Raw genomic sequence first — 25,251 nt, forward strand, 5'->3', positions numbered from 1 at the left:
AAGGTGCATTTGAATACAATCACGACTTAAAATTATCTAAAGGGTAAGAAATGACGAAAATAACAAAACCAAACGAAGTGGAGCGCGAGTGGATCGTGCTTGACGCGGCAGGCAAGCGTTTTGGTAGATTGCTGACCGAGGTGGCTACGCTGCTTCGCGGTAAGCATAAACCAAATTTCACTCCGAATGTCGATTGCGGCGATTACGTTATCATAATCAACGCTTCTAAAGCTGAATTTACGGGCAACAATAAAGCTGAGCAAAAGCTTTATCATCGCCATTCGGGATATTTCGGTAGCACGAAGAGCGAGAAATTCGGCGAGCTTTTGGCTGATAAACCTGAAAAACTGTTCAAACTAGCCGTTCGTGGAATGCTTCCAAAAACAAAACTCGGCAGAGAGATGATAAAAAAACTAAAAGTTTACGCCGGCAGCGAGCATCCGCACACGGCTCAAATAGCTAAAAAAGAAGGAAAATAATCATGGCGAAAGTTTATGCAACCGGTAAAAGAAAAACTGCCGTAGCGAAAGTCTGGCTAAAACCGGGCAGCGGTAAAATTTTAGTAAACGGACTTGATCTAAACACTTGGCTCGGCGGGCACGAGGCTATCAAGCTAAAAGTGGTTCAGCCTCTACTTTTAACAAAGCAAGAGGGCTCTGTAGACGTAACCGCAACGACTCTGGGCGGCGGATACTCTGCTCAAGCCGAGGCGCTAAGACACGGCATTTCAAAAGCTTTAGCGCTATTTGACGCCGACTTTAGGGCTACGCTAAAACCAAAAGGCTTGCTAACTCGCGATTCGCGCGTCGTAGAGCGTAAGAAATTCGGTAAGAGAAAAGCTAGAAGAAGCCCGCAGTTCTCTAAACGCTAATAGTTTTGAGAGCGGTGTAAATTTAAGGTGCATTGATATTTGCGGTTATTCTTTTATAAGCTTGCAAATATCGAATGTTAAAACGAAATTTATACTTTCTGTGTTATCATTGAAATATACATTTCACAGTGAAAGGATTTTCTATGAGAAAGATTGCTATCGCTTTAGTTGCTGCAACGGCTCTTTTTGCCGCTGATTCGGCTTACAATTACGAATTAACTCCAACCATCGGCGGAGTTCACCCTGAGGGTAATCTTGGAATGAACGAGCAAGCCGCTATCGGGTTAAGAGTTGGCAGGAACCTTGAAAATTTCTTTATCGACCAAGTAGAGGCCGGTTTTAATTATGCGAATAAGGTGAGAGAATACGGAGTAAAAGGCAGAGCCGCCAGATATTTCGTTAATGCCATTAAAGATTTCGGTATTACCGAGAATTTTTCAATTTACGGGTTGTTAGGCACCGGTTATGAAGACGTTTCAAAGAGATTTATTAAAAATAAAGACGGCGGATTTGGCCAGTACGGTTTAGGTTTAAAATACAAAATTACCGACAATTTTGCGTTGCGTGCCGAAGCGGTAGACGCTATTAAATTTGATCATGCCGACCACAATGTATTTTATACCCTAGGTTTTGCAGTGGGATTTGGTGCTAAAAATGCTCCTGTAGTAGCTGAATCTCCAAAGATGCAAGAGCCTGCCGTAGTAAGCCTTGATGATGATAATGACGGCGTTTTGAACGATGTCGATCAATGCCCGAATACACCTGCGGGCGTAGTAGTTGATGAGACCGGATGCGAGAAGGTTATCTTTCTTAGAGATCTTGACGTAAATTTTGCATTCGATAGCTATAAAATAACTCCAAAATATCTTGAGGAGATCAAAAAAGTAGCTATGTTTATGGGTGAAAATCCGGGCTACCGCATAGTTCTAAGCGGACATACCGATAGCGTAGGAACCGAAGCTTACAATCAAAAATTATCCGAAAAAAGAGCAAACGCAGTCGCTAAAGCTCTTGAGGAACTTGGCGTAAGCGCGGATAAGATCACCGCTATCGGCTACGGCGAGCTTAAGCCTATCGCTACAAATAAAACAAAAGAAGGACGCGCTGAAAATAGACGCGTTGAAGCTAGATTTAACAAATAATTAGTCTGGCTTGGTAGCAGGACGAGATTAAATTTGAACTTATTTGATCGTTAATCTCGTCCGATTTTAAAATTTCATATTCTATCGCCATTTTACTTATCGGCAAATGACTGGCAATTAAAATCTCATATCAAAATAGCCATTTCTTCTAAACCCGACGAAGTATTTTTAAATTTTTTTAAATATCATAAAACGTTTCTTATGGCTTTCATAATCATAGTTGCGATCGCAAATTTGGGCGTCGAGACGTTTATGTTCGCCGCCGCTCTTGGCGCTACCGGACTTGCCGTAGGTATAGCGTTTAAAGATACTTTTTCAAACATCGGCGCAAGACTTTTTGATAATATTTTTTAGACCCCTTAAACAAAATATCATAGCTAAGTCGCATGCATGCAAAATGCGGTCAAAAAGATCAATATATTTAGCACTGTTTTGCGTACGACCGATTACAAAACAATTATTATGCCAAACGGATGCATTATAAGTAGCAATATAATCAACTTCTCAAAAGAGGGCACCAGACGCGTCGAACTCGTATTTTCCATAAATTATAAAGATGATTTAAAGCTGGCAAAAGAGATTATTTTAGCTTAGCCGCCGAAAACAAAAAGATATCAAAAGAGTCAAGCGGCGTTGGATACATAGGTGAAAGTAGCGTAAATTTGATCGCTAGATTTTGGTGCGTGAGCGGCGTTTTTGGTATGTTACTCTATGTTAGAGGGCGCGAAGCGCAAATTTGACGCAGGAGGCATCTGTTGCCATCGCCAATCTAGCATCACTTATCACGACAAGTAGCTTGTCGATCGGATTATTTTTATGCTTAAAATTTTAATAAGCAATAGTGTTGCCGAAATTTTACTTCTTGCGACAATTTTTTATTTTTCAAATTTTGTTTAGATTTTTTAAAACCGTAAAGTTAAATTTGGCGGTAAATTAGCTTAAATTTTTATGTTTTCAAAAGGAATAAAAGTTGGATAAATTTGAAGCCTAATAAAAATCGCAAAAACGTGCTTAAGGCAAAATTTAAAATACAAAAAGTAAAATCAAAGTTTATTAAAACGTAAATTCGGCGCGAAAATGCCGTCAAATTTACGGTATCAAAATCAAAAACGAAAGAAGTAAAATGAAAAAAACCATACTTTTTGATCTCGACGGTACGCTCATCGACTCGACGCCCGCGATCCTTGACGGATTTGGCGCAGCGTTTCGCGCTCACGGCGAGCCTGCTCCGAAGCCTGAAGCGATCAAGGCTCTAGTCGGTCATCCGCTTGACGTTATGTTTGCGGGGCTTGGCGCGCCGACGCAGCTTGTATCTGATTATATCGCCGTGTATAAGGCGCGATACGAGCAGGTTTTTTTGGAGCAAACATCGCTGCTTGAGGGTGCGGCGGGTGCGTTGGCGCTTGCTGGCGAGGTCGCGGATGTGGGCGTCGTGACGACGAAAACATCGAAGTTTTCGGTCATTTTGCTTGAGCACTTGGGTGTTATGAAATTTATCAAAACCGTAATCGGCAGAGACGACGTCGTAAATCCAAAGCCCGATCCCGAGCCCATAAAGACGGCTCTTGAGCGTCTTGGTAAAACGAGCGCGCAAGATAGGGCGAGTGCTTTTATGATCGGCGATACGACGATGGATCTGGAAGCGGCGAAGCACGCGGGGATCGCCGGAGTCGGGCTGGTTTGCGGCTACGGCAAGGAAGCTGATTTGCGCGAGTATTCAAGTCTTATCTTTGCAAATGCATTTGATGCCGTCAAATTTATCGCAGCGAGCGAGCGCCGCGGTATGTAGATTTTACCTCAAATCGTCAAAGTAGTAGATTGGCGATTTACTCCGGCATAAATTTGAAATTTATTTTGGATCGTTACGCAATCCGCTCATAACCGCAAATTTAAATTTGAGCTAAATGTTGGGCCACCCTTGGTGATTTGACTCAAATTTGACGGATTTGAGCCTGGTTGGTTTAAGTTGTATTTGTATCTATGGACTAAATTTATGACTGATTTGATTGGATAATTTAAAATTTTGATTGCCTTTTATTTGCCGACTTGCAAAGCCTTGATGCTTGATTAAAGGTTGCTAGCATCGCATTTGCTTGGCTTGGTTGAACCAAAAACCTATACTTGTTGATATCGCGTTTTAGTTTGGCATTTGCCAAGATGGGAAGCGGATTACGGTTAAGCCATCGCTATAAAAAGAGTTAAAAACACGATTCTCGGTAAATTTTAACCTGCCTTCAGGCTTAGGGTTTTATTTTGATGCGCACGCTATATCTATCTCAAGGGCAAAATTTACTTACAAATTTTATATCCTATGCCGGAGAAATTTTCAATCATATCGTTTTCGGTTTTTAGCCTGATCTTTTTTACCACCATTCGCAGCGCCTCGCTACTCATCGGCTTTTCGCCCCAGACGAAATTCTCGATCGTCTCGTAATTTACGATCTTATCTAGGTTACTGGCGAGCAGGAAAAAGAGCTTGGCTTCGATCTTCGTAAGACCGATCGGCGCGCCGTTTTTATACAGGCTCTTGCCTAAAAGGTCGTATTCATAGAGCCCTTTTAGACGAATTTTATTCTCAAACAAGCTCTTAGTCGCCATCAGGATCGTAGTTTGCAGCTCCTCGATCTTAAAGGGTTTTCGCAGGTAGTTGTATGCGCCAAGCTCGATTGAGGCGAGCATATTTTCGCTCGTATCGTAGGAGGTGATGATGATGGAGGCTACGTGCGGCGCGCGCTTTTTGATCTCATCGAGCATCTCAAGACCGTTAAGGCTCGGTAAATTTATATCGGTCACGACGATGTCGAACTCGCCTTTAAAAAATTTCTCAAACCCCTCGATGCCGTCACTTGCGGTTTGGATATTTTTACAATAAATTTGAAGCGACTGCGCGATAGCAAGCCTCGTGTTCTCGTCGTCCTCTACGAGCAAGACGGAGATATTTCCGAGCTTTTTTAAAATATTTTCATTTATCATTTTCCACCTTTACGGCTATTTTTAGCATAAATATCGTCGGATTTTTGAAATTTACCACGCTTAGATCGCCGCCGCATTTTTTGTTTGCGATGAGCTTTGAGACGTAAAGCCCGAGCCCGCTGCTGCCCTTCGTGCTGCAAAAAGGGGTAAAAATTTTATCTCTTTGCACGGCTATGCCGTCTGCGTTGTCGATGACCCTGATGAGGAAGTGCTCGGCGTCACGCTTAATATTTACGACGATCCTGCCTCGTTTTTGATTTTTTGCATTTTGCAGCGCCTGTTTGGAATTTTGGATCAGACAGGCGATGATCTGCTTAAACTCGTTGGCGTAGTTTTCGCATAGCGGGCTCACGCCCCTTGCCACGCTTACTTTTATATCGACCGTGCGCTTGCTGGGGAAGAGCACGCAGATCGTATCGCGGATCGCGTCGCATATATTAAAATTTTGAACTCTGCTCTCTATCTTGTAAAAATTTTTAAACGTATCCATCGTCTTGCTCATATAATCGATATTGGCTAGCGATCTGTTGATGTTGTCGTAAAAAATTTCATCGCTCAGCTTGCCCGTCTTTTTAAACTGCACCAGATTGCCTAAAAAAATCCCGAGCGAGTTAAGCGGCTGAATCCACTGGTGAGAGAGCGCGGCGATCATCTGACCGAGCTCGGCCATCTTCGTCTGCTGAAACAAAAGTATCTCATACTCCCTTTTCGTCTGCTCAAGCAGCCTGCTTTGGCGCTCAAGCCTTTTGTTATAAAAATACGCAAGGATCAAAAACAAAAATATGCTTATTACGTAGATCGTTAAATTTACGATGAACTGCTCGTTGATCTTGTTGTAGATGTTCTTTTTAAGCGTCTTGGCTACCAAAACGAGCTTTGAGCCCTCAAGCGGCCTAAAAGTAAAGATCGCATCGTCCGTTTCGTAATTTCGCGTTTTATTTAGGTCTAAATTTTCTATATTAAATTTGATCTTAGATAGCTCTATGCGCTCATCCGGATGCAGCAGCACGTTTAGGCTCTCGTCGATCAAAAACAGATACCCGTTTTCGATCCGCAGATCTAAAATTTCGGTTTTGATGTCGCTAAAGGATATTACGCCGCACAGCACGCCTTTTAGAACCTCGTCCTGCTTGATGCTGCTGCATATGGAGATAACGGGCACCTTAAGACCCACGTCCGAGTAGGGCTTGGTGATGTAAATTTTATCCTCTTTTACCGTGTTTATATACCACGGACGAAGCACGGGAGAGTAGTTTTGCGGCCTGTTAAACAGCCTGCTTGAGACGGTTATGTTGTTTTCGTATCCTGCGTAGACGCTTGAAAAATTTGCGATCTCTTGACTTTTGTCTAAGATGTCGGTTATGATCTGCTCGTCTTTTGCGGAGTCGTATTTGGATATGAGCTCGTTTACGGCGCGCAGGCTCGATTTTTTATTTTCGAGCCATTTTTCTATACGCTCGCTCGAGCTTTTTAGGATGCTTAACTGCTCGCGCACTAAAATTTCTCTTACGAACGAGCGGTTAAGCATATAATTTCCCGCCATCAAGGCAAGAAAGATGAAAGAGAATATCGCAAAAATATTATTTTTATAAACATTCTCTTTCACGAGGCGTCTCCGTTTTTCTATTTTTTCGGCTCGTCCTTTTTGGGTTCATCGTCCCAGTTGCCCACCGGCGGATTTTTGATCTCGTAAAGGATTTTACCTAAATTTTTATGCCCTACCGTTTTGTGGCAGCTAACGCAGCTTAGTTTATCCTTTTTGTCTTTAAAATCCGCGTAAATTTTATGCATATCGTTTATGTTCGCATTGGTGGAATTTACGTCTAAAATTCTTTCATGACAGCTTATGCAGCCGCTGTCATAGACGAATTTCGTTCGGTTTTGCCTATGCGCTTGCCAGTCCATCTTATCCGCGTCGTTAAACATCATATGCGTAACCTCGTTAAAGCCGTTTAGTCCCTTTTGAAACACGTATGAGATGTAGCTGTCGTGCGGTAGGTGGCAGTCCACGCATTTTACCTTTATTCCCTTGCGGTTTGCGCCGCCGTGCTTATCTCCGTGATACGCCTGCACCATAGGATCCATCCACTCGTGGCAAAGGGTGCAAAATTTATCGTCGCCGGTCGAGTGGATAAGCGCATTGCCGCCGAAAAATATAACGAAAGCGAAAACGCAAAATAGACAAAATTTTATAAATATTTTTTTCATAACGCTTCCTTTCCTACGGCACCAATATTTTTTTCATCGAGTCTTGCGAATGGCACATCACGCAGTAGTTCTGCGACGGCTTGTGCGAGCGGTGGCAGAGGTTGCAGTCCATTTTCGGATAGTGCGGGCTTGCGTGGACGTTGTCGTCATATCCCAGATGTCCGCTGCGCTCGGCTAGCACGTCGTAGCTTTTGTGACAGCTTAGGCACTCGTCCGCGCTTAGAGCCTTATAGTCCTTCGGATCGGCCTGCTTGTGGCAGTTTTTGCAGTCAAAGCCGAGCTTGTCGTGATGAGATTTGATCGGATAGTTTTGTTTGTTAAATTTACCAGCGTCCGCAAGCGCGCCGTCTGCGCTAAATGCCACGCAAAGAGCGAAACAGGCGATCGCTAAAATTTTAAAAATTTTTAGCATTTTCTCTCCTTTTTGGCTAAATTTGCGGCATTTGCGCCGGCGATTCTGCCGAATACCAAGCAATCAGGTATCGCGCAGCTTCCAAGACGGCTCGCTCCGTGCGGTCCGCCCACCGCCTCGCCCGCGGCAAAAAGCCCCTCTATCGGCGCTCCGTTCGTGTCATAAACCCTCGCTTCAACGTCGATTTTGACGCCGCCCATAGTGTGATGTACCTTCGGCAGCGCCCGCCACGCGTAAAACGGAGGCTTAGTAAGATCCGGAACTATGCCTTTAAATTTAAAAAACGGCTTGTTAAATTCTTCGTCCTTGCCCGCGTGCGCGTATCTCGTGTAATCATCGATCGTCTTTTGCAGCCCTTCGTACGGGATGTCGTAGTGCGCGGCGAGCTCTTTGATCGTATCAAAAACCTTAATGACGTTTTTGTGGATACCGCGATAAACGTTTGCCTTCGTCGTGCCCTGCGCGCCGACGCTATCGCAGATAACTATCGGGTGAGTGAGGCTGCCGTCGGGGTTTTTGTGGATCTTCAAGATCGCGTCGGAGCGGATTTTACGGTCGGCTAGCTCGTTTATAAACCTCTTGCCCGTGCGTGCATCGACCATCACGCCGTAGCTAAACGCAGGTATCGCAAACACCGGCGCTATGCCAAATCCCTTCTCGTCGGGACTACCCCAAGGCCCTAGCTGTATCCACTCCAAATCGCGCGTCGCAACGCCGTTTGCCATCATCATCTTTAGTGCGTATGCGGTCGCTCCGTAGTGGTTGGTGCAGTCAAGATCGGGCGTTAGCGTAGGATCGATGGTTTGTCTAAATTTCACGTCATACGAAAAACCGCCCGTAGCCATGACGATGCCGCCGTTGATCTTGTAAAATTTCACCGTGCCGCTTTTGTTGTCCGCCTCGTCTTTGAGCGGATCGAAGATGAAATCGTAATTCTCCCTCACCTTCGCGCCGATTATCTTGCCGCTCTCATCGCGGATCAGATCGTCTAAGATCACTCGCGTGCGGATGGTCGCGCCGTGGTTCATCGCGTACTCTTGCAGCGGGATGGTGATCTTGCCGCCGGAGTTTATCTCGGGCCAGATAGTGCGCGGCACCGAGTGTCCGCCGAACTGCCCCAAAGCGTCGCGGTAATAAACGCCCTTTTTAAGCGACCACTCATAAGCGTCGTTGCCGTTTTTGGCGATCGTTTCGATGAGCTCTGTTTGGTTTAAATTTAGCCCCGCCTTGAGGATGTCCTTCATATACAGCTCGTATGAATCCTCGATGCCGCGCGCCTTTTGAAAGCTGGAATTTACGACCGCGATCGCTCCGCCGTTGATGGCGGAGTTTCCGCCGAGCACGGGCATCTTGTCGATCATCAGCGTTTTTGCGCCTTCATCTAGCGCCTGACACGTCGCAGCCGAGCCCGCAAAGCCCGAGCCCACGACGAGCACATCCCACTCCTCGTCCCATTTCACGTCGCTCGCGTCTATCTGCGCGTTCGCAAACGCAGGAGCGACGGCGGCCATGCACAGGCTGCCTAAAAATTTTCTTCTACTATTCATTTTCTACCTTTAAATTTTAAAAACTATAACTCAGCCCGGCGCCGATCTGAGTGAGAGCCGGGTATCCCGGCTGCGCTTTAAAGACCTGATCGTAAGCTATAAACGCTTTTAAGTTTTTCATCAAAGGATAGCTCGCCCATACGCTAAGCTCGTGCTGTCTGTAGTTCGTATCGTCGCCGCCTTTAAGCTTATATATGGTCGTGCCGGCAAGCGCAGTCAAATTTAGCTTTTCTATCTGGGTATCTAGCATGGCGTAAAATGTCTTCGCGTCCCGCTCATACATCACGTCGCCCTCTTCAAACGGTACGATGTGATCGCCGGTTAAATTTAAACTACCCCAGCCGATAGCCTTGCCTGATTTGGTGTAGCCAAGAGTAAGCTTGTGATCTTGAAATTTGGCGTATGCCGTAGCCTCAAACATCTTGCCGTCGTCTTTTATCTTCTTCTCGTCGCTTTGCGCATAGTGGATCATACCGCCCACGCTCCAATCGTCATTTATGGTACAGTCATACATCGCCTTACTACCCACGCCCGCAAAGACGTCGTTCGCATGTAATACATAAGCTTTAGCGCTAAATCCGCCGTCGAATTTATATGTAGCGCCCACGTTAAAGACGCCTTCGTTTTTTTTGTTTCTAGATTTAAAGCCCCACATCTCTTTATATGACGCCCTTCCTTGCGCACGCGTCCAAAGCGCATCGAGCGTCAAATTTGAAATGGAGTTGTTCGTGATGCGCACACCGTCGTTAAACCTACCTATCCAGTCGGTTATCATCTCTTGACGACCGATCTTAACGGAGGTGTCGTAAGCGTTCCATTCAAGATAAAGCGTCGAAAGCAATACACGGTCATGCTCGTAGATCCTCTCTGTAGAGTCGCCCGTGCCGTGCAGCGTGCGGAAGTTTTTGTGCCTCTCGTATAGCGGCGCGGCGCCTCTAAAACCGGTCACGAGCCTAAAATTTTTATAAAAATCGGTTTCGTAACCAAGACCTATAGAGCCTACGATATAGGAGGTGTTGGCGTAGTAGGTTGATTTTTGCCCTTTATTGATATGGCGGCTTTCGGACCAGGCCGTGATATCGCCGCTAAATTTTCCATTTTTAAACGCATCCTCTAAACTTTCGCTACCGGCAACTGCGACAGATGCAAGCGCTGCGATTAAAATCAAGCTTTTTTTCATCGCCATATCCTTATTTATACTCTTTTAAAAATTTCGCAGAATTTCTAAAATCGCCCGTCAAAGGTCGGTCGGTATCCATAAATTTTACGACTTTTCTATACTGCTCGTAGAGCTTTTTGGTCTGCGCGGAGAGCTTTAGGTTCGGATTTTGCTGCATTCTCAGATCGATCGCTTGCGCGGCGTGGATGAGCTCCATGCCCAAGATCGAGTAGAAATTTTCGATCTGCTTGAAAAATTTCTGCATCACGAAAGGCGCATTGGTCGCGACGTCTTCGATATTGCCCGCTACGGGGACGTAATCAAGCGACGCAGGATTTGCCAAAAACTCGTTCTCGCCCGCAAGCGCTACGAAAGGCTTTTGCATCGCGCCGAATGCATGCACGGTCTTGTCGGTGCCTAAAAAGCGGCTTAGGTGCGTGAAGTTATCATCCGATAGCTTGATCGTGCGAAGCGACGAGGCCTTTGAATTGTGCGCGAGCACGATGGATGCTTTTTCAAATTCTATCACCCACAAAAGCGGCTCAAAATTTGACGTAGGCACGACGGCGCCGCCTTTGGTAAAGAGCTTGCTTTCTTGAAATTTTGCACCCGCAGGCTGCTCGCCGATGAAAATTCCGGGATTGTCGTCGGAGGAGTTGAGCTGGATTTTCATCAAGCTTTCAAGGCTCTGTATGGACGAGCTCATCGCGGCGAAGAAATACGACGCGTCGCGGTAGCTGAGCGGATCTTGCAGCGCTCTGGCATCGTCCTTATCCCATAGATAGCTGTCTTTTAAAATTTCTCTTATCTGCTTTGCTGTGGCCTCAAACTGCGGAAACGGCCTTAGGCTCGCAGCCTCGCTCGAAAACGGAGCGACGTTGCCGTTTAGCGCCTCAAGGCTAAGGGCGAAGACGAGCTTAGACATCTTATCCGCGTGCTTCAAATCCTCCAGCGCAAGGCTCGCAAGCGCCGCAGAGTAGGCGTTTGAGCTTAAAATCGAAAGGCTATCCTTGCCAAACGGCGAGAGCGGCTTGAGCCCCGCTTTTTTCAGCGCCTGCGCGGCAGCCATCTTTTCGCCCTTGTAATACACCTCGCCCTCTCCGAGCATCGCAAGCCCTACGTGACCTAAAATCGTGATGTCGGCTTCGCCCATGGAGCCCACGCTAGGCATTACGGGGATGATGTCTTGATTTAAAAATTCTTTGTATAAGCTTATCACCTCCTCCTGCACGCCCGCGCCCGCGAATAGCATATTGTTTAACCTCGTCGCAAGCACCGCGCGAGCCGTTTTTAGCGGCATATCCTCACCTACGCCGCCGCAGTGCGCGTGGATGAGCCCGATATTAAATTTCGTAGACGCCTCGATCACTTCCGCGTCCAAATTCCCTTTCGCATCGACGAAGCTTCGGTCTTTATTAAGCCCCACGCCCACGGTAAGCCCGTAAATTTTCTGCCCGTCTTTTGCGGCGCTTAGTAAAATTTCATGCGCCTTTTTGACCTTTTGCATAGCTTTTTTGCTGATATCAACTTTTGCTCCGTTTGAAATATACGCGATATCTTTGGATGTTAAATTTTCACCATCAAGCGTAATGCTTGCATTTAGGCTTAATGCCAACGCCGCTACAACAGATAAATTTCTGACGATATTCATCGTTTCCTCCTAAAATAAAGTTTTACCGTAATATTAAATAAATATAATTTCTAAATAGTAATTTTTTAGTAAAATTTATATTTTATGTGTTGTTATTGCATTGGAGTTTTAGTTAGATTTAAGAATTTTAACCATGCCTAATGTTGATAAAATGAATTGGTTGTTTAGTATAAAAATTAAGATTTAATTTGGCGCATATTTTTGCGGCTTTTTGTGTTCAAGAATAAGATGAAGTTCGACAAAGATAAATAGTAGGTAAAATTAGGATTATTTGTTTTTATTTCTTTTTTCAAAATACTCAAACGCATCGATTATGTCAAGATAAACGCCGTCAAAACCCGCGCCCAAGATCTTTTTTTGGTACGACCCGTCGTTCCCCGTAATTATTTTTTGCCAATCCGCATCCCAATATTTGACGACGTAATTTCCTTTCCAGTGCGGGTTTTCCTCTGCAAGCCAGGCGGGCTTCCCCTCTTTCCAGGCGTCGCTCCAATAATACCGATAATCCTCCGCCTCCCCTATGCTCATATAGCAGATCACAAGCCGCTTTCCGCCGTTGCGTTTTGTTTTGAGCTCCCGTATTTCGGACGCAGCGTAGGCTTTTTCGAAGTGAAACAAATCCATTATTATGATATCGTAATCCGTATTTTTGAGCGCATCGATAAACTGCCGTTTTGTAGAAAATTTTTCGCTGTTAATCAGATACAAAAAGTTTTCGGCATCCCAAACCGTTTTTATATCTTTGGCGTTTGCGTTATACGGAGCGTTTGGATACTTTGGAACGGCGGTCAGGTTGCGTTTATCCGCAGCAAAAGAAAGAAAACCGTTTTCTTTATTGCGCCGGTACGAGGCGTCCACATCGCTCACGGCGGAACAATAATCGGTAACGAGCACCCGCACGCCGTTTTGCGCGTAGAGGCGGCAGAGCTTAAGCATGTATTCGCTTGCGTCGGCGGAGGTGGGCTTGTCGTCGCCCGAGTAGCCGTAAAACAGCGACTCGGCGCCCACGGCCGAGATCTCGCGTAGGTAGCCCTGCTGTAGCTCGCCGCTAGCCGAGCCGTCTTTGGTAATGAGCTCAAGGCCGTTTTGCGGGATGACGATGAAATTTTTATCAAATTTTTTGCCGTATTGCGAGATAGCGATGACGAAGCGGCGCATCTCCTCGCGGTAGTCTATCGCAGATTTTGCTTCGCCTGCGCGATTTTCATTCGTGCTATTTTCAACCGCCGCGGCGCAAAGGCATAAGACGAAAATCGCAACCAGTGCGGATAAAATTTTACGCATACGCCTCCTTGTTATAAATTTAGCGGCTAAATTTTAGCAAATTTTTAAAATCAACCGTCAAATATTTTTTGATTTTAACTAAAATTTATGGCTTTTGATTATTAAATTTTGCCCTTTTTGAAAATGTAAAGCAGCGGATTAATAAGATATTTTGGAAATTAGCTCTATAATAAAAGATTTTTAAAAAGATGTAAAGAAAATTTAAGGCGGAAAAATGGCTAAAATAATGAAAACTATGGACGGAAACGAGGCTGCGGCATATGCATCTTATGCATTTACCGAGGTCGCGGGCATATACCCGATCACTCCTAGCTCGCCGATGGCCGATTATACCGATATGTGGGCGGCTCAGGGCAAGAAAAATTTATTCGGTATGCCCGTTAAAGTCGTCGAAATGCAAAGCGAGGGCGGGGCTGCGGGCACCGTGCACGGCTCGCTGCAAGTAGGCGCGCTAACCACTACATACACGGCTTCGCAGGGGCTTTTGTTAAAAATCCCGAATATGTACAAAATCGCAGGCCAGCTACTACCCGGCGTTATCCACGTGAGCGCGCGCTCTCTGGCGGCCCAGGCGCTTTCTATCTTTGGCGATCATCAGGACATCTACGCCTGTCGGCAAACGGGATTTGCTATGCTGGCAAGCGGCTCGGTGCAAGAGGTTATGGATATCGCGGGCGTCGCGCATCTAGCGGCGATCAAAGGTCGCGTGCCGTTTTTGCACTTTTTCGACGGATTTCGCACGAGCCACGAGATACAAAAGGTCGAGGTGCTAGACTACGAGCATTTTGACAGGCTGCTAGACCGCGAGGCCGTGCGTAAATTTAGAGACGAGGCGCTAAGTCCGGAGAGCCCGAAAACTCGCGGCACGGCTCAAAACGACGACATCTACTTTCAGACGCGCGAGTTATCCAACCGCTACTACGACGCGGTGCCGGATATCGTGGCCGAGTATCTAAAAGAAATTTCAAAAATCACGGGACGCGACTATAAGCCGTTTAATTATTACGGCGATCCGCAGGCTACTCGCGTCGTGGTCGCGATGGGTTCGGTAACGCAAACTCTAGAAGAAGTCGTCGATCACCTACGTGCAAAGGGCGAAAAAGTAGGCGTGATAAAAGTGCATCTATACCGTCCGTTTAGCCTAAAATACCTCTTTGACGTGATGCCTGAAACGGTAGAAAAGATCGCCGTACTAGACCGCACCAAAGAGCCCGGAAGCCTCGGTGAGCCGCTATATCTGGACGTCAAGGCGGCGTTTTACGGACGCAAAAATCAGCCCGTGATCGTGGGCGGTCGCTACGGCCTAAGCTCAAAGGATGTGGGTCCGGCGCAGATGCTAGCCGTCTTTGAAAACTTAAATTTAGAGGGGCCTAAAAACGGCTTTACCGTCGGTATCGAGGACGACGTGACCTTCACCTCGCTAAAAGTCGGCGAGAAAATTTCGCTAAGCGACGCAAGCGTAAAAGAGTGCTTATTTTACGGTCTTGGCGCGGACGGTACCGTTGGGGCGAATAAAAACTCCATCAAAATCATCGGCGATAAAACCGAGCTTTACGCGCAGGCGTATTTTGCCTACGACAGCAAAAAATCAGGCGGCTACACGCGCTCGCACCTGCGTTTCGGCAAAAACCCGATCCGCTCGACCTACCTCGTCTCAAATCCGCACTTCGTAGCTTGCTCTGTCGCGGCGTATCTTGAAATTTACGACGTCATAGACGGTATCCGCGAGGGCGGGACGTTCCTGCTAAACTCGATCTGGGATGCCGAGCAAACGATCGCTAAACTGCCGAATAAGGTCAAGAAAATTTTGGCCGAGAAAAGAGTAAATTTCTACATCATCAACGCCACTAAGCTAGCTCGCGAGATCGGGCTAAAAAACCGCACGAACACCATCATGCAGTCGGCGTTTTTTAAGCTAGCTGACATCATCCCGTTTGCCGACGCACAAAAATACATGAAAGAGTACGCGCACAAAGCCTACGCCAAAAAGGGCGAAGCGATCGTAGAGATGAACTACAAGGCTATCGATATGGGCGCGGATGGGCTAGTTAAAGTAGCGGTCGATCCTAGCTGGGCAAATTTGACGGATGACGCCGCTAACGAGGAAAAATACGTAGGCGATGAATTTATAGAAAAAATCGTTAAACCTATCAATGCCGCCAGGGGCGATAGCTTGCCCGTTTCGGCGTTTGTTGGCTTTGAAGACGGACACTTTAAATCAGGCACTACGGCCTACGAAAAACGCGGTATCGGCGTGATGGTGCCTAAGTGGATCGAGGAAAATTGTATCCAGTGTAACCAGTGCGCCTTCGTCTGCCCGCACGCGGTCATCAGGCCGTTTCTCATCGATGAAAACGAGCTCGCCGCCGCGCCTCAAACCGTGCAAGATCACGTCCTAGACGCCAAGGGCAAAGAGGTAAAAGGGCTAAAATACAAAATCCAGGTTAGCCCTCTGGACTGCACGGGTTGCGAGCTGTGCGCTCAAAACTGCCCGAGCAAGGAAAAATCGCTCGTCATGGTGCCGCTAGCCGAGGAGATGGAGAAAAACGAGCAGGAAAACGCCGATTATTTATTTAAAAAAGTAACCTACAAAGACGACCTGATGAGCAAAGAAAGCGTCAAGGGCGTGGGATTTGCTCAGCCGCTATTTGAGTTTCACGGCGCGTGCCCGGGTTGCGGCGAGACGCCTTATCTAGGGCTTGTTACGAGGCTGTTTGGCGACCGTATGATAGTGGCAAACGCCACCGGATGCAGCTCGATTTACGGCGGTAGCGCGCCATCGACGCCTTATACGACAAACAAAGATGGCAAGGGCGTAGCGTGGGCAAACTCGCTGTTTGAGGATAACGCGGAGTTTGGTATGGGTATGAACGTCGCGGTCGAGACCCTGCGCCACCGTATCGAGGACGTAATGCTACGCACTAAAGACGCCGCGCCAAATGCCCTAGCCGCGCTATACTCCGACTGGATCGCGCACAAAAACGACGGCGAGAAAACGACGCAAATCGCTAAAATTTTGACTCCTCTTTTGGAGCAAAATTTAAGCGTTCCCGGCGTAAAAGAAATTTTAGAGCTAAAAAGATACCTCGTCAAAAAATCCCAGTGGATCATCGGCGGCGACGGTTGGGCCTACGACATCGGCTTTGGCGGGCTTGATCACGTACTAGCTAGCGGCGAGAACGTAAACGTACTGGTGCTAGATACCGAGGTGTACTCAAACACCGGCGGCCAAAGCTCAAAATCTAGCCGTGCAGGCTCAATAGCGCAGTTTACCGCTAGCGGCAAGCCGATGCAGAAAAAGGATCTGGGCTACATCGCGATGACCTACGGAAATATCTTCGTCGCGCAGATCAACTCAAACGCGAGCCAGGCAAACACGATAAAAGCCATCGCCGCAGCCGAGGCCTACGATGGTCCGAGCCTCGTGATCGCGTATTCGCCGTGCATCGCGCACGGTATCAAGGGCGGTATGGCGCTCTCGGGCGATCAGGGCGAGCTAGCGACCAAATGCGGCTACTGGCCGACCTACGTCTACGACCCGCGCCTAATCAAAGAGGGCAAAAATCCGCTCAAAATGACCTCAAAAGAGCCCGACTGGTCGCTTTACGAGGAGTTTTTGCTAAACGAGGTTCGCTATAACTCGCTTAAGAAAACCAACCCTGAGCACGCGGACGAGCTGCTGGCTAAAAACAAGGCCGACGCGCAAAGACGCTACCGCCAGCTAAAACGCCTAAGCTTGGCTGACTTTAGCGATGAGGTCGAGTCTAGCGCGGAGACTGCCGAAAGTGCCGAATAGGGCGCAAATTTCTCTCGCTCAAATTTGATGGGCGGGAGAAAATATCTTTAAATTTAATGAAATTCGGCATATGAGATTTTAGTTTGCGCCTTTAAATTTAGTCGCCAATTAACGACCAAATTTGTTTTTTCTCTCGAAATTCTAATAAATTTCGCGAGTTACTTTGAGCGGCGAAATTTGAGCCGCTTTGATTAAAATTTATACCCAAATTCATATAATCTAAGGAGCGAAAATGGCGGATAAATTTGGCGGCATTAGTTTTAAAAACATTTAAAAGGCGCGCGATGAGCGAGATGCAAACCCATCCTTTTAAGCCGATTTTCGATCAAAATTCTAAAATTTTGATCCTCGGTTCTTTTCCCTCCGTCGTTTCTCGTAAATTTGGCTTTTACTACACAAATCCGCAAAATCGCTTTTGGCGGGTGCTGGCGCAAATTTTAAACGTGCCGCCGCCTGCGAGCACGGAGGAAAAGATAAAATTCCTACTCGCCCACGGCATCGCCATCTACGACGCTGCGATCTGCTGCGAGATAAAGGGCTCGAGCGACGCCAAAATGACCGCCGTCGTGCCCGCAAATTTAAAGTCGATCTTTGGTGGAGCGCGCATAGCGCAGGTATTCGCAAACGGCGGCAAGGCGCACGAAATCTGCGAAAAATACCTAAAAACTCAAATTTTAAACGCAACCGGCAAAGGACCCGTCAAGCTACCGTCCACGAGCCCCGCGAATGCAAATTTTAGTTTTGAAAGGCTTGTGCGCGAGTGGATGGTCGTCACGAACGCGTTAAAAGGCATCGAAATTTGACGGGCGAAATCAAATTTAATCGCAAATTCGGTCTGGCCCTAACGGTTTTCAGTATGGCTTAGATATAAATAAAAATTTGAATGTAATTTTTAACATAAAAACTTAAAATTGGTTTTTGCAGTAACATTGCTTGACAAAACCAGTCTGTTGTAGCGGGGTATATGTCTGTTGGACGATGATTACAGAATGGTTGTTGGGATCAGATTTCGCGCGATTTTATCTTAGATTAAATTTCAAATCCTAAAATTTAGCCCAAAATTTTAAGGAGCGAAAATGAAAAAGATCGGCCTGATCGGTGGGATGAGCTATGAGTCCACAATGAGTTACTACGAGCAGATAAACCGCAAAGTAAACGAGCGGCTGGGCGCGCTAAATAGCGCTGAGATCCTGCTTAGCAGTCTAAATTTTGAGGAGATCGAGGCCTGCCAGCGCGAAAACAGATGGGATGCGGCGGGCGAAATTTTGGCGCGACACGCGAGGATATTGCAGGGCGGCGGGTGTGATTTCATTTTCATCTGCACAAACACGATGCATAAGTGCTTTGACGCCGTGCAAAGCGCTGTGAGCGTGCCCGTGGTGCATATAGCGCAGGCTACGCTGAAACGACTCCTTGCAAGCGGTGTGCAGCGCGTAGGCCTACTTGGCACTATTTACACGATGAAGGAGAGCTTTTATAAAGAGACGCTGCAAAAGGGCGGCGTGAACGTGCTAATCCCGAATGCGGAGGATATGCGCATGATAAATGACGTCATCTTTAAAGAGCTTTGCCTGGGTAAAATTTCGCCCGACTCAAAGCGGGATTTTTTGCGCGTGATAGACAAAATGGCGGATGCGGGTGCGCAAGGCGCGATACTGGGCTGCACCGAGATCGGTATGCTGGTATCGCAGGCGGATACGGACGTGCGGCTTTTTGATACGACGCAGATACACATCGACGAGGCTGTAGGGCTGGCGCTGTCGTAGGTGTTTAGATTTTACGGCACGCTTAGACGCTTAATGGCTTAAAATAAGGACAAAAAAGCTTGTTTAACAAATTTCGGCTTTGAAATACAGGCGGACAAACATAGTAGCGACTAAGTTGGCGAGGTAGTCTATAAATTTATGCGCGCAATGAGATTGGTACGCATAAATTTATATTGCCCAATGTAGCGTAAAGAGCATAAAAATTTAACCCAAATTTAGCCAAAATGTCGCCTGTAGGCTTTAATGCTCGGCGTTCGCTGCATATTTGTCGCGTGTTATTTTATCGCTAGCCGCGCAAATTTATCAAATTCTGGCGCGCTTTATGCTGTTTGCAGCGTTAAATCTAACTCAAATTTCAGCAAAATTTACGTCAAATTCTCGCACATTAGTTTAAAATCTTAATAAAAATCAAAGTTACATAAAATAAGAGTAGTCTAAAAAAATTAAAAAATAATTTTTATTTTAGCTTAATATATCAACATTTGTAGTAAAATTTGCTCTGGATTTAATACACAAAAACACTAAAAAGGAGCAAAATATGGCTGCTGCGGGCATTATTATCGGCACGGTGGTGCTGTTTATCGTGGGCTGGGCGATAGTGCGAGGCAAGTACGCGCCGCTCGTGCTTTTTCTTTCGGGCGTTTTTATGTTGATCTGTTCGGTCGCGCTGGGCACGGGAAGCTTCATGCCCAAACAGGCCGTAGCGACGGGCAATGCCTACCTAAATATCATCGAATTTATCCGATATATGTTCTCAAACAGATTTGCAAATTTAGGTCTTATCATCATGTTTATGGTGGGCTTTGCGAGCTACATGACGCATATCGGCGCGAACCACGCTTTCGTCTCTATCGCTACGAAGCGCTTTGCTAGGATCAAAAACCCGTACGTCATGGTATTCGTCGCATTTGCGGTGGCTAAGCTCATCAGCATGGTTATCACTAGCGCGGTGGGGCTTGGCGTGCTATGTCTTGCGCTGCTAGGACCCGTGCTCATCTCGCTTGGGCTAAACAAGCTCACCGTAGGCTCGATCTGCGCGATGTCGGGAGCCGCATCGATGGTGCTCATCGGCGCATCGACCGCCGCCGCCGCGAAAGCTACGCAGCTTAGCATTTTAGATTACGTTTTCATCTATAAAATTCCGGCCGCGCTTCCGACTTCGATCGTGATGGGCATCGCGCTCGTTTTTTGGAACAGATATCTGGATAGAAAAGAGGGCTGGGTGTGCAGCGAGCACGTGGGCGAAGTGATGGAATTTGACGGCGCCGTGCAAAATCCCGAGGCTGCCGCGCCTAAAATTTACGCGATACTGCCGTTTTTACCGATGATTTTGGTGGTCGTATTTTCGCAGTACTGCATCGCTTCTATCAAGCTTGACATCTCGGCGATCATCATCCTTTCGGTCGTCATCGCGATGCTTTTTGAAGCGCTCAAGCATAGATTCAAATTTGACCCGATTGCCGAGGGGGTCAAGGTATTTTTCCAAGCGATGGGCAAGAGCCTAAGCGGCGTCGTGATCCTTATCATCGCAGCGGGCGTATTTGCAGAAGGCTTTAAGGCTCTAGGCATGCTCGATAGCATCGTAAAGCTCGCAAATTCGCTTGGCTTTGGCGGCTTTGGTATGTCGGTGCTTTTCGTCGTCATTACGACGCTTGTTACGATCATATCCGGCTCAAACGGCGCGAGCTTCTACCCGCTCATCGAGATGGTGCCGCATATCGCGGCTAAGCTAAACGTGAGCTCCGTGATGCTCGTGCTACCGATGCATCAGGCCTCGACTATCGCTCGCCCTCTATCGCCCGTAGCAGGCGTGGTCGTCGCAATAGCGGGCATGCTAAAGTGCAGTCCGCTCGATATCGTCAAACGTTGCAGTGTGCCGGCGGTCTTGGGTCTGCTTAGCCACCATATTTTCGTATTTTTACTCTCGTTGTGAGGCGTAAAATGGAGCTTCCTAGATGGACGTTTGAGGACGCGTACGGCGATTTTGACGACGCGAGATTTGCGGATGCGCTGTCAAATTTAGACGAAATTTTAGGCGAGATAGAGGGGCTGCTAGGCGCGGGCGGCGGGCTAAATTTGCTGATAAACGCGTACGAGCGCGGCTTTGAGGAGGCGAATTCCTTGCTCGCGTTTTGCCGCTGCAAATCAAGCGACGACACCAAAGACGAGCGAGCAGGTGCTGTCGAGGCGAAAATCAGGGAGAAATTTTTGCGTCTTGAGCGGATCAAAGAGATTATTTTTGAAAAGATAGACGAGCTGGATCCCTCTGATACCGCGCGCCAAACGCAGGAGTTTGCGCGGATAAAATTTCTCTACGACGAGCGCAAAAATAGCTGGCGGGCTAAATTTGACGAAAAAGAGCGTAAAATTTACGAAGACGCAGCGGCTAGCAGTTTCGCTCCGCTTTACGGCGTATTTAGGCATCTAAACAACCTCATCGCCGTGCAGGCTACGGATAAAAACGGCGTAAAAAGCATCTATAATCTCTCAAAATGCGGGGGCGTTTTAAAGGGCTCGCCCGATGCGGCGCTGCGAAAGAGCGTGTTTGAGGGACTGGCGGAGCATTACGCTAAGCACGCGAGTTTGTACGTCGACGTTTTAAATTTGCTTCAGGGCTTTAGGCTGGGCGAATTTAGTGCAGCGGGGACGGATATTCTGACGCCTAGCCTGCAGCAAAATAAAATCAGCGAGCAGGCCGTAACGGCGATGTTTGCGGCGCTAGATCAAAGAATGGATAAAATAAGAGAGTGCGTGAGCCTGCGCGCGAAGTACTTTCCGCAGGGTAAAATTTACGCCTGCGATCTACTCGCGCCATCTCCCTTTGCTAGCGCTGATGATATCCCCTATGAGCGGGCGATAGAGACGATCTGTGCGGCTCTGGGCGAGGTTAGCGAGGAGATACCTGAGTTTATCAAAATGATGCTGCAGAAGTGCTGGATCGAGGCGCAGGTACGCGAAAACAAAGCAGGCGGCGCGTTTTATACGAGATTTGATAAATTTCGGCAGCCGCGCGTTTTTTCTAGCTACATGGGCACGCAGGCGCATATGATCCAGCAGGCGCACGAGCTCGGACACGCATGGCACTACTGGATCATGCGCGATCTGCCCGCGCTGCACACGCAGTTTCCTATGACGCTGGCGGAGGCTGCCAGCACCTTTAACGAAGCCGTGCTGCGAAACTATCTGCGAAAAAACAGCTCGGATAAAAATTTGCTCTTTGATATCTTGTGGCAAGAGCTAAAATCGGCGGCAAATTTCATGCTACACATCGGCGCGCGGTTTGATTTTGAGATCGCTTTTTTAAAAGCTAGGCAAAAGGGCGCGGTCGGCGCGGCGCAGATAGAGGAGCTCATGCAAAAGGCGTGGCTAGGCCGTTACGGCGATACGACGCAGGACGCGGAGGGCTTTTTGCCGTATTTTAAGCTGCATTTTTACAAAACCGATCAATACATCTACAACTATCCCTACACTGTCGGCTACCTGCTCTCGCAGTTTTTGCTGGGCGAGTTTAGGCGCGCGGGCGATAAATTTATCGGCGCATACAAGGCGTTTTTGCGAGAGTGCGGAGTGATGAGCGTCGAGGAGCTATTGCAAAAGCACTTCGGCAAGGATGCGCGAACGCGGGAGTTTTGGCTTGAGTGCGTCGATAATGCGCTCATTTATGCGGACGAGTTTAAGCGGCTCGAAAAGCAGATGGAGCTTGATAAGACGGCAAATTCGGGCGGGTAAATTTGAGCCGTTTTAAGTCTAAATTTGCAGCAAATTTAGACTTGGGCGTATTAAAGATAACCGTGATCAAGGGTTTGTTTAGATGAGAAAATTTGATTTTTGCAGTAAAATTTACCCGGAAAATAAGACAAAGACGTGTTTAGGCGGAAAAAGCGGAGTATTGCGGGTTAAATTGATTTGCTCTTGATTTTTAACCGAAAAACTAAAAAGCCAAAAATACCGAGTAACCGCTCGCATTATTTTTCACTTCTAAAATACGAATACCGTTAATTTTAATAAAAAAACTACCAAATTTTAACCGATTCTCGGGCAAAAATTTATAAATTTAACGAACCGAAAAGTAAAAACAAAGCGATCAAATTTAAAATTTATTACCGTTTTTTAATAAACGTTACAAATTTCTATTAAACTGATAATAACTATCATAACTAAGCTATTTTTTAGTTAATCTATTTTATAATAATCACAATCAAATAAATAGGAGATCAAATATGTCAGTTTTAGTTATCGGAGCCGACGAGATAACGCCCATAAAAGCCGTTTTAAAAGACCTTGGTGCAGAAGCGATTGAGCACTGGGATGCGCGTAACGAAAACCGCGTAAATCGCAAACCTATCCCGCAAGATACCGAGTGCGTCGTGATGCTGACGAGTTTTCTAAATCACAACACGATGAAAACGATAAAAAGCCAGGCCAAAAAGCGCAACATCCCTATCGTTTGCGCCAAAAGAAGCGTCAGCTGCGTGTTTAGCGAGTATTGCAAAGTCTTTGGACTAGATAAGGAATTCGGATGCTGCAAGGTAAAAGACTAATAGATGAAATTCGGCTTTTTATCAGGTATTGGAGAAATAACTCCAAGTATTTTTTCAGGGCTTGATAGGATAAATAAAGCCCGAATTTTTCTAATTTTATATAATCGCTGTGTCCAAGACGGGCTGAAAATTCCTCTGATTTATGCGTATTCGGGCCTAAATTTGGAGGAAATTTTCTTAAAACGCATAAAAGATCTTTGCGAATTTAAAAATCTTAGTCAAAATAAAGTTTCAAGTTTTTGCTTCGCTTCAAATGCCGTCATCTGCGCCTATAGATCGGGTAAATTTAACGATATTCCGCCACTAGCCGTCTCTCCCAAACACCCTGCTGCCAAGCTAATCCTTTTGGTAAAATCGCAAAACGGAATATGTTTTGACGCCGATACAATGTTTTCTCAGTTTGTTTATGATAAAATAAGCGCCAAACATTTTGATAAAAACGTTTATTTTCAAGATGGGATAATCTTCGCGGAGCAGGACGGTCGCAAGCTTTTTGGCGTCGTGCCGTGCTTTAAGGAGATAACAAAAGAGCGGTTTCATCTTGCTAATCGCGAAATCGCCAGGGGCTTTGAAGCGCTTAGCGGCGGGGAGTTTGACAAGATGTTCATCGTAGCTCCGAGAAATGCGAATTTCTCGCGCTACATCGAGGTTAGATGGGAGTGCGGACGCGGCGAGTCGTTGCGACTGGTGCCCTACACCATAAGTCATCACATTTTTTAAAGGAAAATTTGAAATGATAGGCATCATTTTTGGAAGCAGTATGGGAAATACTGAAGAGGCGGCCGGCTTTTTAGCCGAGAAATTAGGGCTTGAAAACGAGCTTTTAAACGTAGCAAACTGCGACGCGGCCAAGCTAAACGGCTTTGACAAGCTGATACTGGGCGTTTCGACCTGGGGTACGGGCGACTTGCAAGACGACTGGGATGCGTTTGATTTTGGCGGACTAAAGCTTGGCGGCAAGACGGTTGCGATATTTGGCACCGGCGATGCGGAGGGCTACGCGGATAGCTTTTGCGGTGCGATGGGCAAGCTCTACGACGAGGTAGTAAAAGCCGGTGCAAACGTCGTGGGCGCGGTATCTACGGACGGCTACAGCTTCGAAGAATCAGAGGCTGTAAGAGACGGTAAATTTATCGGTCTGCCGCTGGATGCAGATAACGAAAGCGACAAAACCGAGACTAGAATTTTGGCTTGGATAGAGCAAATCAAACCTCATTTCTCTTAAAATTTAATACTTTTAGTCGGGCTTTTCGCCCGATTTTTCTTTTAAATTTTTACTTCATTTCGTATTTAAATTTATGACCCAATTAACTTAAGCGGATTTTTTAGCTACGACTTGCGTTACTACTTGTAAGGCCTCTTATTAATTTTAAGAGATTTTGATATAAGTTTTTCTGTGTAGTTTTAGTATTGTGCCTAAACTCTACTTCGCTATGCTCGTAGCTGCATCTTAAATGCAGTAACGCAGAGCGGAACGCATTCCTTTAGGTGTAGCAAGAAATTCTCTTTTCTTAGCTTTCCCGAGATCGCTACCGTCGTTACACTCGAGAAGATCCTTTTAAATTTAGATAATCTGTGTTTAGCCGTATTCCCGTCTGCTCTACTTTGCTATGCTCGTAGCTTTTTAAGAAGCGGTAGCAACATAAGTCGCAGCCAAAAATTTTCTGTACCGTTTATATGATTTTACCTTTAGCATCTTGTAAAGTAACAAGCATAGCGTAGTTAAAATTTATTCTTTAAGTGTTTTACTCTGCAATGAGCTAAATTTGCGTAATCGACTAATCCGTCATAAGCCTTTGAGTAATCTAAATACTTAGTAGAGCTATCAAGATCGCTCTTGTGCTTAGTCGAGCTTTGCTTGCTACCGATGCGGCGCACTCTTTTTGAAAAACTCCTTTGAA

Annotated in this window: 22 protein-coding genes and 1 pseudogene; 14 read left to right on the plus strand and 9 right to left on the minus strand. The window is 46.5% G+C overall.

The features are described from left to right. Positions 1-50: 50 nt before the first annotated feature. From rplM to CRECT_RS01965, 6 genes are all read left to right on the plus strand, one after another. The gene (rplM, locus tag CRECT_RS01945) at positions 51-479 is read left to right on the plus strand and encodes a 50S ribosomal protein L13 (protein ID WP_002949135.1); all 429 of its coding nucleotides are present in this window, start codon (positions 51-53) and stop codon (positions 477-479) included. A gap of 2 nt (positions 480-481) precedes the next feature. Then, complete coding sequence (gene rpsI, locus CRECT_RS01950) at positions 482-871, plus strand: 30S ribosomal protein S9 (protein WP_004318819.1); 390 nt, start codon at positions 482-484, stop codon at positions 869-871. Between the two features lie 143 nt (positions 872-1,014). Continuing rightward, complete coding sequence (locus tag CRECT_RS01955; protein ID WP_039887897.1) at positions 1,015-2,013, plus strand: OmpA family protein; 999 nt, start codon at positions 1,015-1,017, stop codon at positions 2,011-2,013. 201 nt (positions 2,014-2,214) lie between these two features. Continuing rightward, positions 2,215-2,367 carry a mechanosensitive ion channel domain-containing protein gene (locus CRECT_RS13150; RefSeq protein ID WP_227932160.1) on the plus strand — a complete coding sequence of 51 codons (153 nt, stop codon included), beginning with the start codon at positions 2,215-2,217 and terminating at the stop codon, positions 2,365-2,367. A gap of 36 nt (positions 2,368-2,403) precedes the next feature. After that, entirely contained in the window at positions 2,404-2,607 is a 204-nt protein-coding gene (locus CRECT_RS13155; protein ID WP_227932162.1) for a mechanosensitive ion channel domain-containing protein, read from the plus strand. Between the two features lie 529 nt (positions 2,608-3,136). After that, positions 3,137-3,802 (plus strand): HAD family hydrolase, encoded by a 666-nt coding sequence (locus CRECT_RS01965; RefSeq protein WP_004318753.1) that lies wholly within the window; start codon positions 3,137-3,139, stop codon positions 3,800-3,802. Positions 3,803-4,302: 500 nt separating this feature from the next. Here CRECT_RS01965 and CRECT_RS01970 read toward each other — a convergent pair whose 3' ends face one another. The 8 genes from CRECT_RS01970 to CRECT_RS02005 form a co-directional block, all read right to left on the minus strand. Further along, the gene (locus CRECT_RS01970) at positions 4,303-4,986 is read right to left on the minus strand and encodes a response regulator transcription factor (protein WP_004318810.1); all 684 of its coding nucleotides are present in this window, start codon (positions 4,984-4,986) and stop codon (positions 4,303-4,305) included. Next, entirely contained in the window at positions 4,976-6,592 is a 1,617-nt protein-coding gene (locus CRECT_RS01975) for a sensor histidine kinase (RefSeq protein WP_004318748.1), read from the minus strand. The genes CRECT_RS01970 and CRECT_RS01975 overlap by 11 nt, the downstream gene beginning before the upstream one ends. Positions 6,593-6,609: 17 nt before the next feature. Beyond that, positions 6,610-7,194: a cytochrome c3 family protein gene (locus tag CRECT_RS01980; RefSeq protein WP_004318790.1), complete on the minus strand. Its 585-nt coding sequence runs from the start codon at positions 7,192-7,194 to the stop codon at positions 6,610-6,612. 13 nt (positions 7,195-7,207) lie between these two features. Next, positions 7,208-7,606, minus strand: a complete 399-nt coding sequence (locus CRECT_RS01985; protein ID WP_004318830.1) for a cytochrome c3 family protein — start codon at positions 7,604-7,606, stop codon at positions 7,208-7,210. Then, a complete protein-coding gene (locus CRECT_RS01990; RefSeq protein ID WP_039887898.1) occupies positions 7,600-9,153 on the minus strand; it encodes a flavocytochrome c in 1,554 nt (517 codons plus the stop codon). Before CRECT_RS01990 ends, CRECT_RS01985 begins: the two co-directional genes overlap by 7 nt. A gap of 16 nt (positions 9,154-9,169) precedes the next feature. Beyond that, positions 9,170-10,333, minus strand: coding sequence for an Opr family porin (locus CRECT_RS01995; protein WP_171992661.1), 1,164 nt, complete (start codon positions 10,331-10,333; stop codon positions 9,170-9,172). A 10-nt stretch (positions 10,334-10,343) separates the two neighbouring features. After that, positions 10,344-11,963, minus strand: coding sequence for an HAL/PAL/TAL family ammonia-lyase (locus CRECT_RS02000; protein WP_004318666.1), 1,620 nt, complete (start codon positions 11,961-11,963; stop codon positions 10,344-10,346). Between the two features lie 267 nt (positions 11,964-12,230). After that, positions 12,231-13,247: an endo alpha-1,4 polygalactosaminidase gene (locus CRECT_RS02005; RefSeq protein ID WP_004318859.1), complete on the minus strand. Its 1,017-nt coding sequence runs from the start codon at positions 13,245-13,247 to the stop codon at positions 12,231-12,233. A 214-nt stretch (positions 13,248-13,461) separates the two neighbouring features. Between CRECT_RS02005 and nifJ the strand changes: the two genes are divergently transcribed. The 8 genes from nifJ (at position 13,462) to fldA (ending at position 24,575) form a co-directional block, all read left to right on the plus strand. After that, complete coding sequence (gene nifJ / locus CRECT_RS02010; RefSeq protein ID WP_004318812.1) at positions 13,462-17,043, plus strand: pyruvate:ferredoxin (flavodoxin) oxidoreductase; 3,582 nt, start codon at positions 13,462-13,464, stop codon at positions 17,041-17,043. A 284-nt stretch (positions 17,044-17,327) separates the two neighbouring features. After that, positions 17,328-17,846, plus strand: coding sequence for a DNA-deoxyinosine glycosylase (locus CRECT_RS02015; protein WP_039887920.1), 519 nt, complete (start codon positions 17,328-17,330; stop codon positions 17,844-17,846). Positions 17,847-18,119: 273 nt separating this feature from the next. Continuing rightward, on the plus strand, positions 18,120-18,809 hold the full coding sequence (locus tag CRECT_RS02020) for an aspartate/glutamate racemase family protein (protein WP_004318752.1): 690 nt from the start codon (positions 18,120-18,122) through the stop codon (positions 18,807-18,809). 538 nt (positions 18,810-19,347) lie between these two features. Further along, on the plus strand, positions 19,348-20,742 hold the full coding sequence (dcuC, locus tag CRECT_RS02025; protein WP_004318860.1) for a C4-dicarboxylate transporter DcuC: 1,395 nt from the start codon (positions 19,348-19,350) through the stop codon (positions 20,740-20,742). Between the two features lie 8 nt (positions 20,743-20,750). Beyond that, entirely contained in the window at positions 20,751-22,538 is a 1,788-nt protein-coding gene (locus CRECT_RS02030) for a M3 family metallopeptidase (RefSeq protein ID WP_004318831.1), read from the plus strand. A gap of 491 nt (positions 22,539-23,029) precedes the next feature. Beyond that, entirely contained in the window at positions 23,030-23,350 is a 321-nt protein-coding gene (locus tag CRECT_RS02035; protein WP_004318881.1) for a DUF2325 domain-containing protein, read from the plus strand. A 3-nt stretch (positions 23,351-23,353) separates the two neighbouring features. After that, the gene (locus tag CRECT_RS02040) at positions 23,354-24,070 is read left to right on the plus strand and encodes a hypothetical protein (RefSeq protein WP_004318717.1); all 717 of its coding nucleotides are present in this window, start codon (positions 23,354-23,356) and stop codon (positions 24,068-24,070) included. 13 nt (positions 24,071-24,083) lie between these two features. Then, a complete protein-coding gene (gene fldA / locus CRECT_RS02045) occupies positions 24,084-24,575 on the plus strand; it encodes a flavodoxin FldA (protein ID WP_004318795.1) in 492 nt (163 codons plus the stop codon). A 428-nt stretch (positions 24,576-25,003) separates the two neighbouring features. Here the strand turns inward: fldA and CRECT_RS13160 are convergent. After that, positions 25,004-25,186 (minus strand): annotated as a pseudogene (locus CRECT_RS13160) (hypothetical protein); the annotation flags it as partial. Between the last annotated feature and the right edge of the window lie 65 nt (positions 25,187-25,251).

Source organism: Campylobacter rectus, from assembly GCF_004803795.1.
Lineage (GTDB): Bacteria > Campylobacterota > Campylobacteria > Campylobacterales > Campylobacteraceae > Campylobacter_A > Campylobacter_A rectus.

Excerpts from the sequence above, each read along its gene's own strand:
- rplM (WP_002949135.1), top strand. The coding sequence starts at position 51 with ATGACGAAAATAACAAAACCAAACGAAGTGGAGCGCGAGTGGATCGTG.
- rpsI (WP_004318819.1), top strand. The coding sequence starts at position 482 with ATGGCGAAAGTTTATGCAACCGGTAAAAGAAAAACTGCCGTAGCGAAA.
- CRECT_RS01955 (WP_039887897.1), top strand. The coding sequence starts at position 1,015 with ATGAGAAAGATTGCTATCGCTTTAGTTGCTGCAACGGCTCTTTTTGCC.
- CRECT_RS13150 (WP_227932160.1), top strand. The coding sequence starts at position 2,215 with ATGGCTTTCATAATCATAGTTGCGATCGCAAATTTGGGCGTCGAGACG.
- CRECT_RS13155 (WP_227932162.1), top strand. The coding sequence starts at position 2,404 with ATGCAAAATGCGGTCAAAAAGATCAATATATTTAGCACTGTTTTGCGT.
- CRECT_RS01965 (WP_004318753.1), top strand. The coding sequence starts at position 3,137 with ATGAAAAAAACCATACTTTTTGATCTCGACGGTACGCTCATCGACTCG.
- CRECT_RS01970 (WP_004318810.1), bottom strand. The coding sequence starts at position 4,986 with ATGATAAATGAAAATATTTTAAAAAAGCTCGGAAATATCTCCGTCTTG.
- CRECT_RS01980 (WP_004318790.1), bottom strand. The coding sequence starts at position 7,194 with ATGAAAAAAATATTTATAAAATTTTGTCTATTTTGCGTTTTCGCTTTC.
- CRECT_RS01985 (WP_004318830.1), bottom strand. The coding sequence starts at position 7,606 with ATGCTAAAAATTTTTAAAATTTTAGCGATCGCCTGTTTCGCTCTTTGC.
- CRECT_RS01990 (WP_039887898.1), bottom strand. The coding sequence starts at position 9,153 with ATGAATAGTAGAAGAAAATTTTTAGGCAGCCTGTGCATGGCCGCCGTC.
- CRECT_RS01995 (WP_171992661.1), bottom strand. The coding sequence starts at position 10,333 with ATGAAAAAAAGCTTGATTTTAATCGCAGCGCTTGCATCTGTCGCAGTT.
- CRECT_RS02000 (WP_004318666.1), bottom strand. The coding sequence starts at position 11,963 with ATGAATATCGTCAGAAATTTATCTGTTGTAGCGGCGTTGGCATTAAGC.
- CRECT_RS02005 (WP_004318859.1), bottom strand. The coding sequence starts at position 13,247 with ATGCGTAAAATTTTATCCGCACTGGTTGCGATTTTCGTCTTATGCCTT.
- nifJ (WP_004318812.1), top strand. The coding sequence starts at position 13,462 with ATGGCTAAAATAATGAAAACTATGGACGGAAACGAGGCTGCGGCATAT.
- CRECT_RS02015 (WP_039887920.1), top strand. The coding sequence starts at position 17,328 with ATGAGCGAGATGCAAACCCATCCTTTTAAGCCGATTTTCGATCAAAAT.
- CRECT_RS02020 (WP_004318752.1), top strand. The coding sequence starts at position 18,120 with ATGAAAAAGATCGGCCTGATCGGTGGGATGAGCTATGAGTCCACAATG.
- dcuC (WP_004318860.1), top strand. The coding sequence starts at position 19,348 with ATGGCTGCTGCGGGCATTATTATCGGCACGGTGGTGCTGTTTATCGTG.
- CRECT_RS02030 (WP_004318831.1), top strand. The coding sequence starts at position 20,751 with ATGGAGCTTCCTAGATGGACGTTTGAGGACGCGTACGGCGATTTTGAC.
- CRECT_RS02035 (WP_004318881.1), top strand. The coding sequence starts at position 23,030 with ATGTCAGTTTTAGTTATCGGAGCCGACGAGATAACGCCCATAAAAGCC.
- CRECT_RS02040 (WP_004318717.1), top strand. The coding sequence starts at position 23,354 with ATGAAATTCGGCTTTTTATCAGGTATTGGAGAAATAACTCCAAGTATT.
- fldA (WP_004318795.1), top strand. The coding sequence starts at position 24,084 with ATGATAGGCATCATTTTTGGAAGCAGTATGGGAAATACTGAAGAGGCG.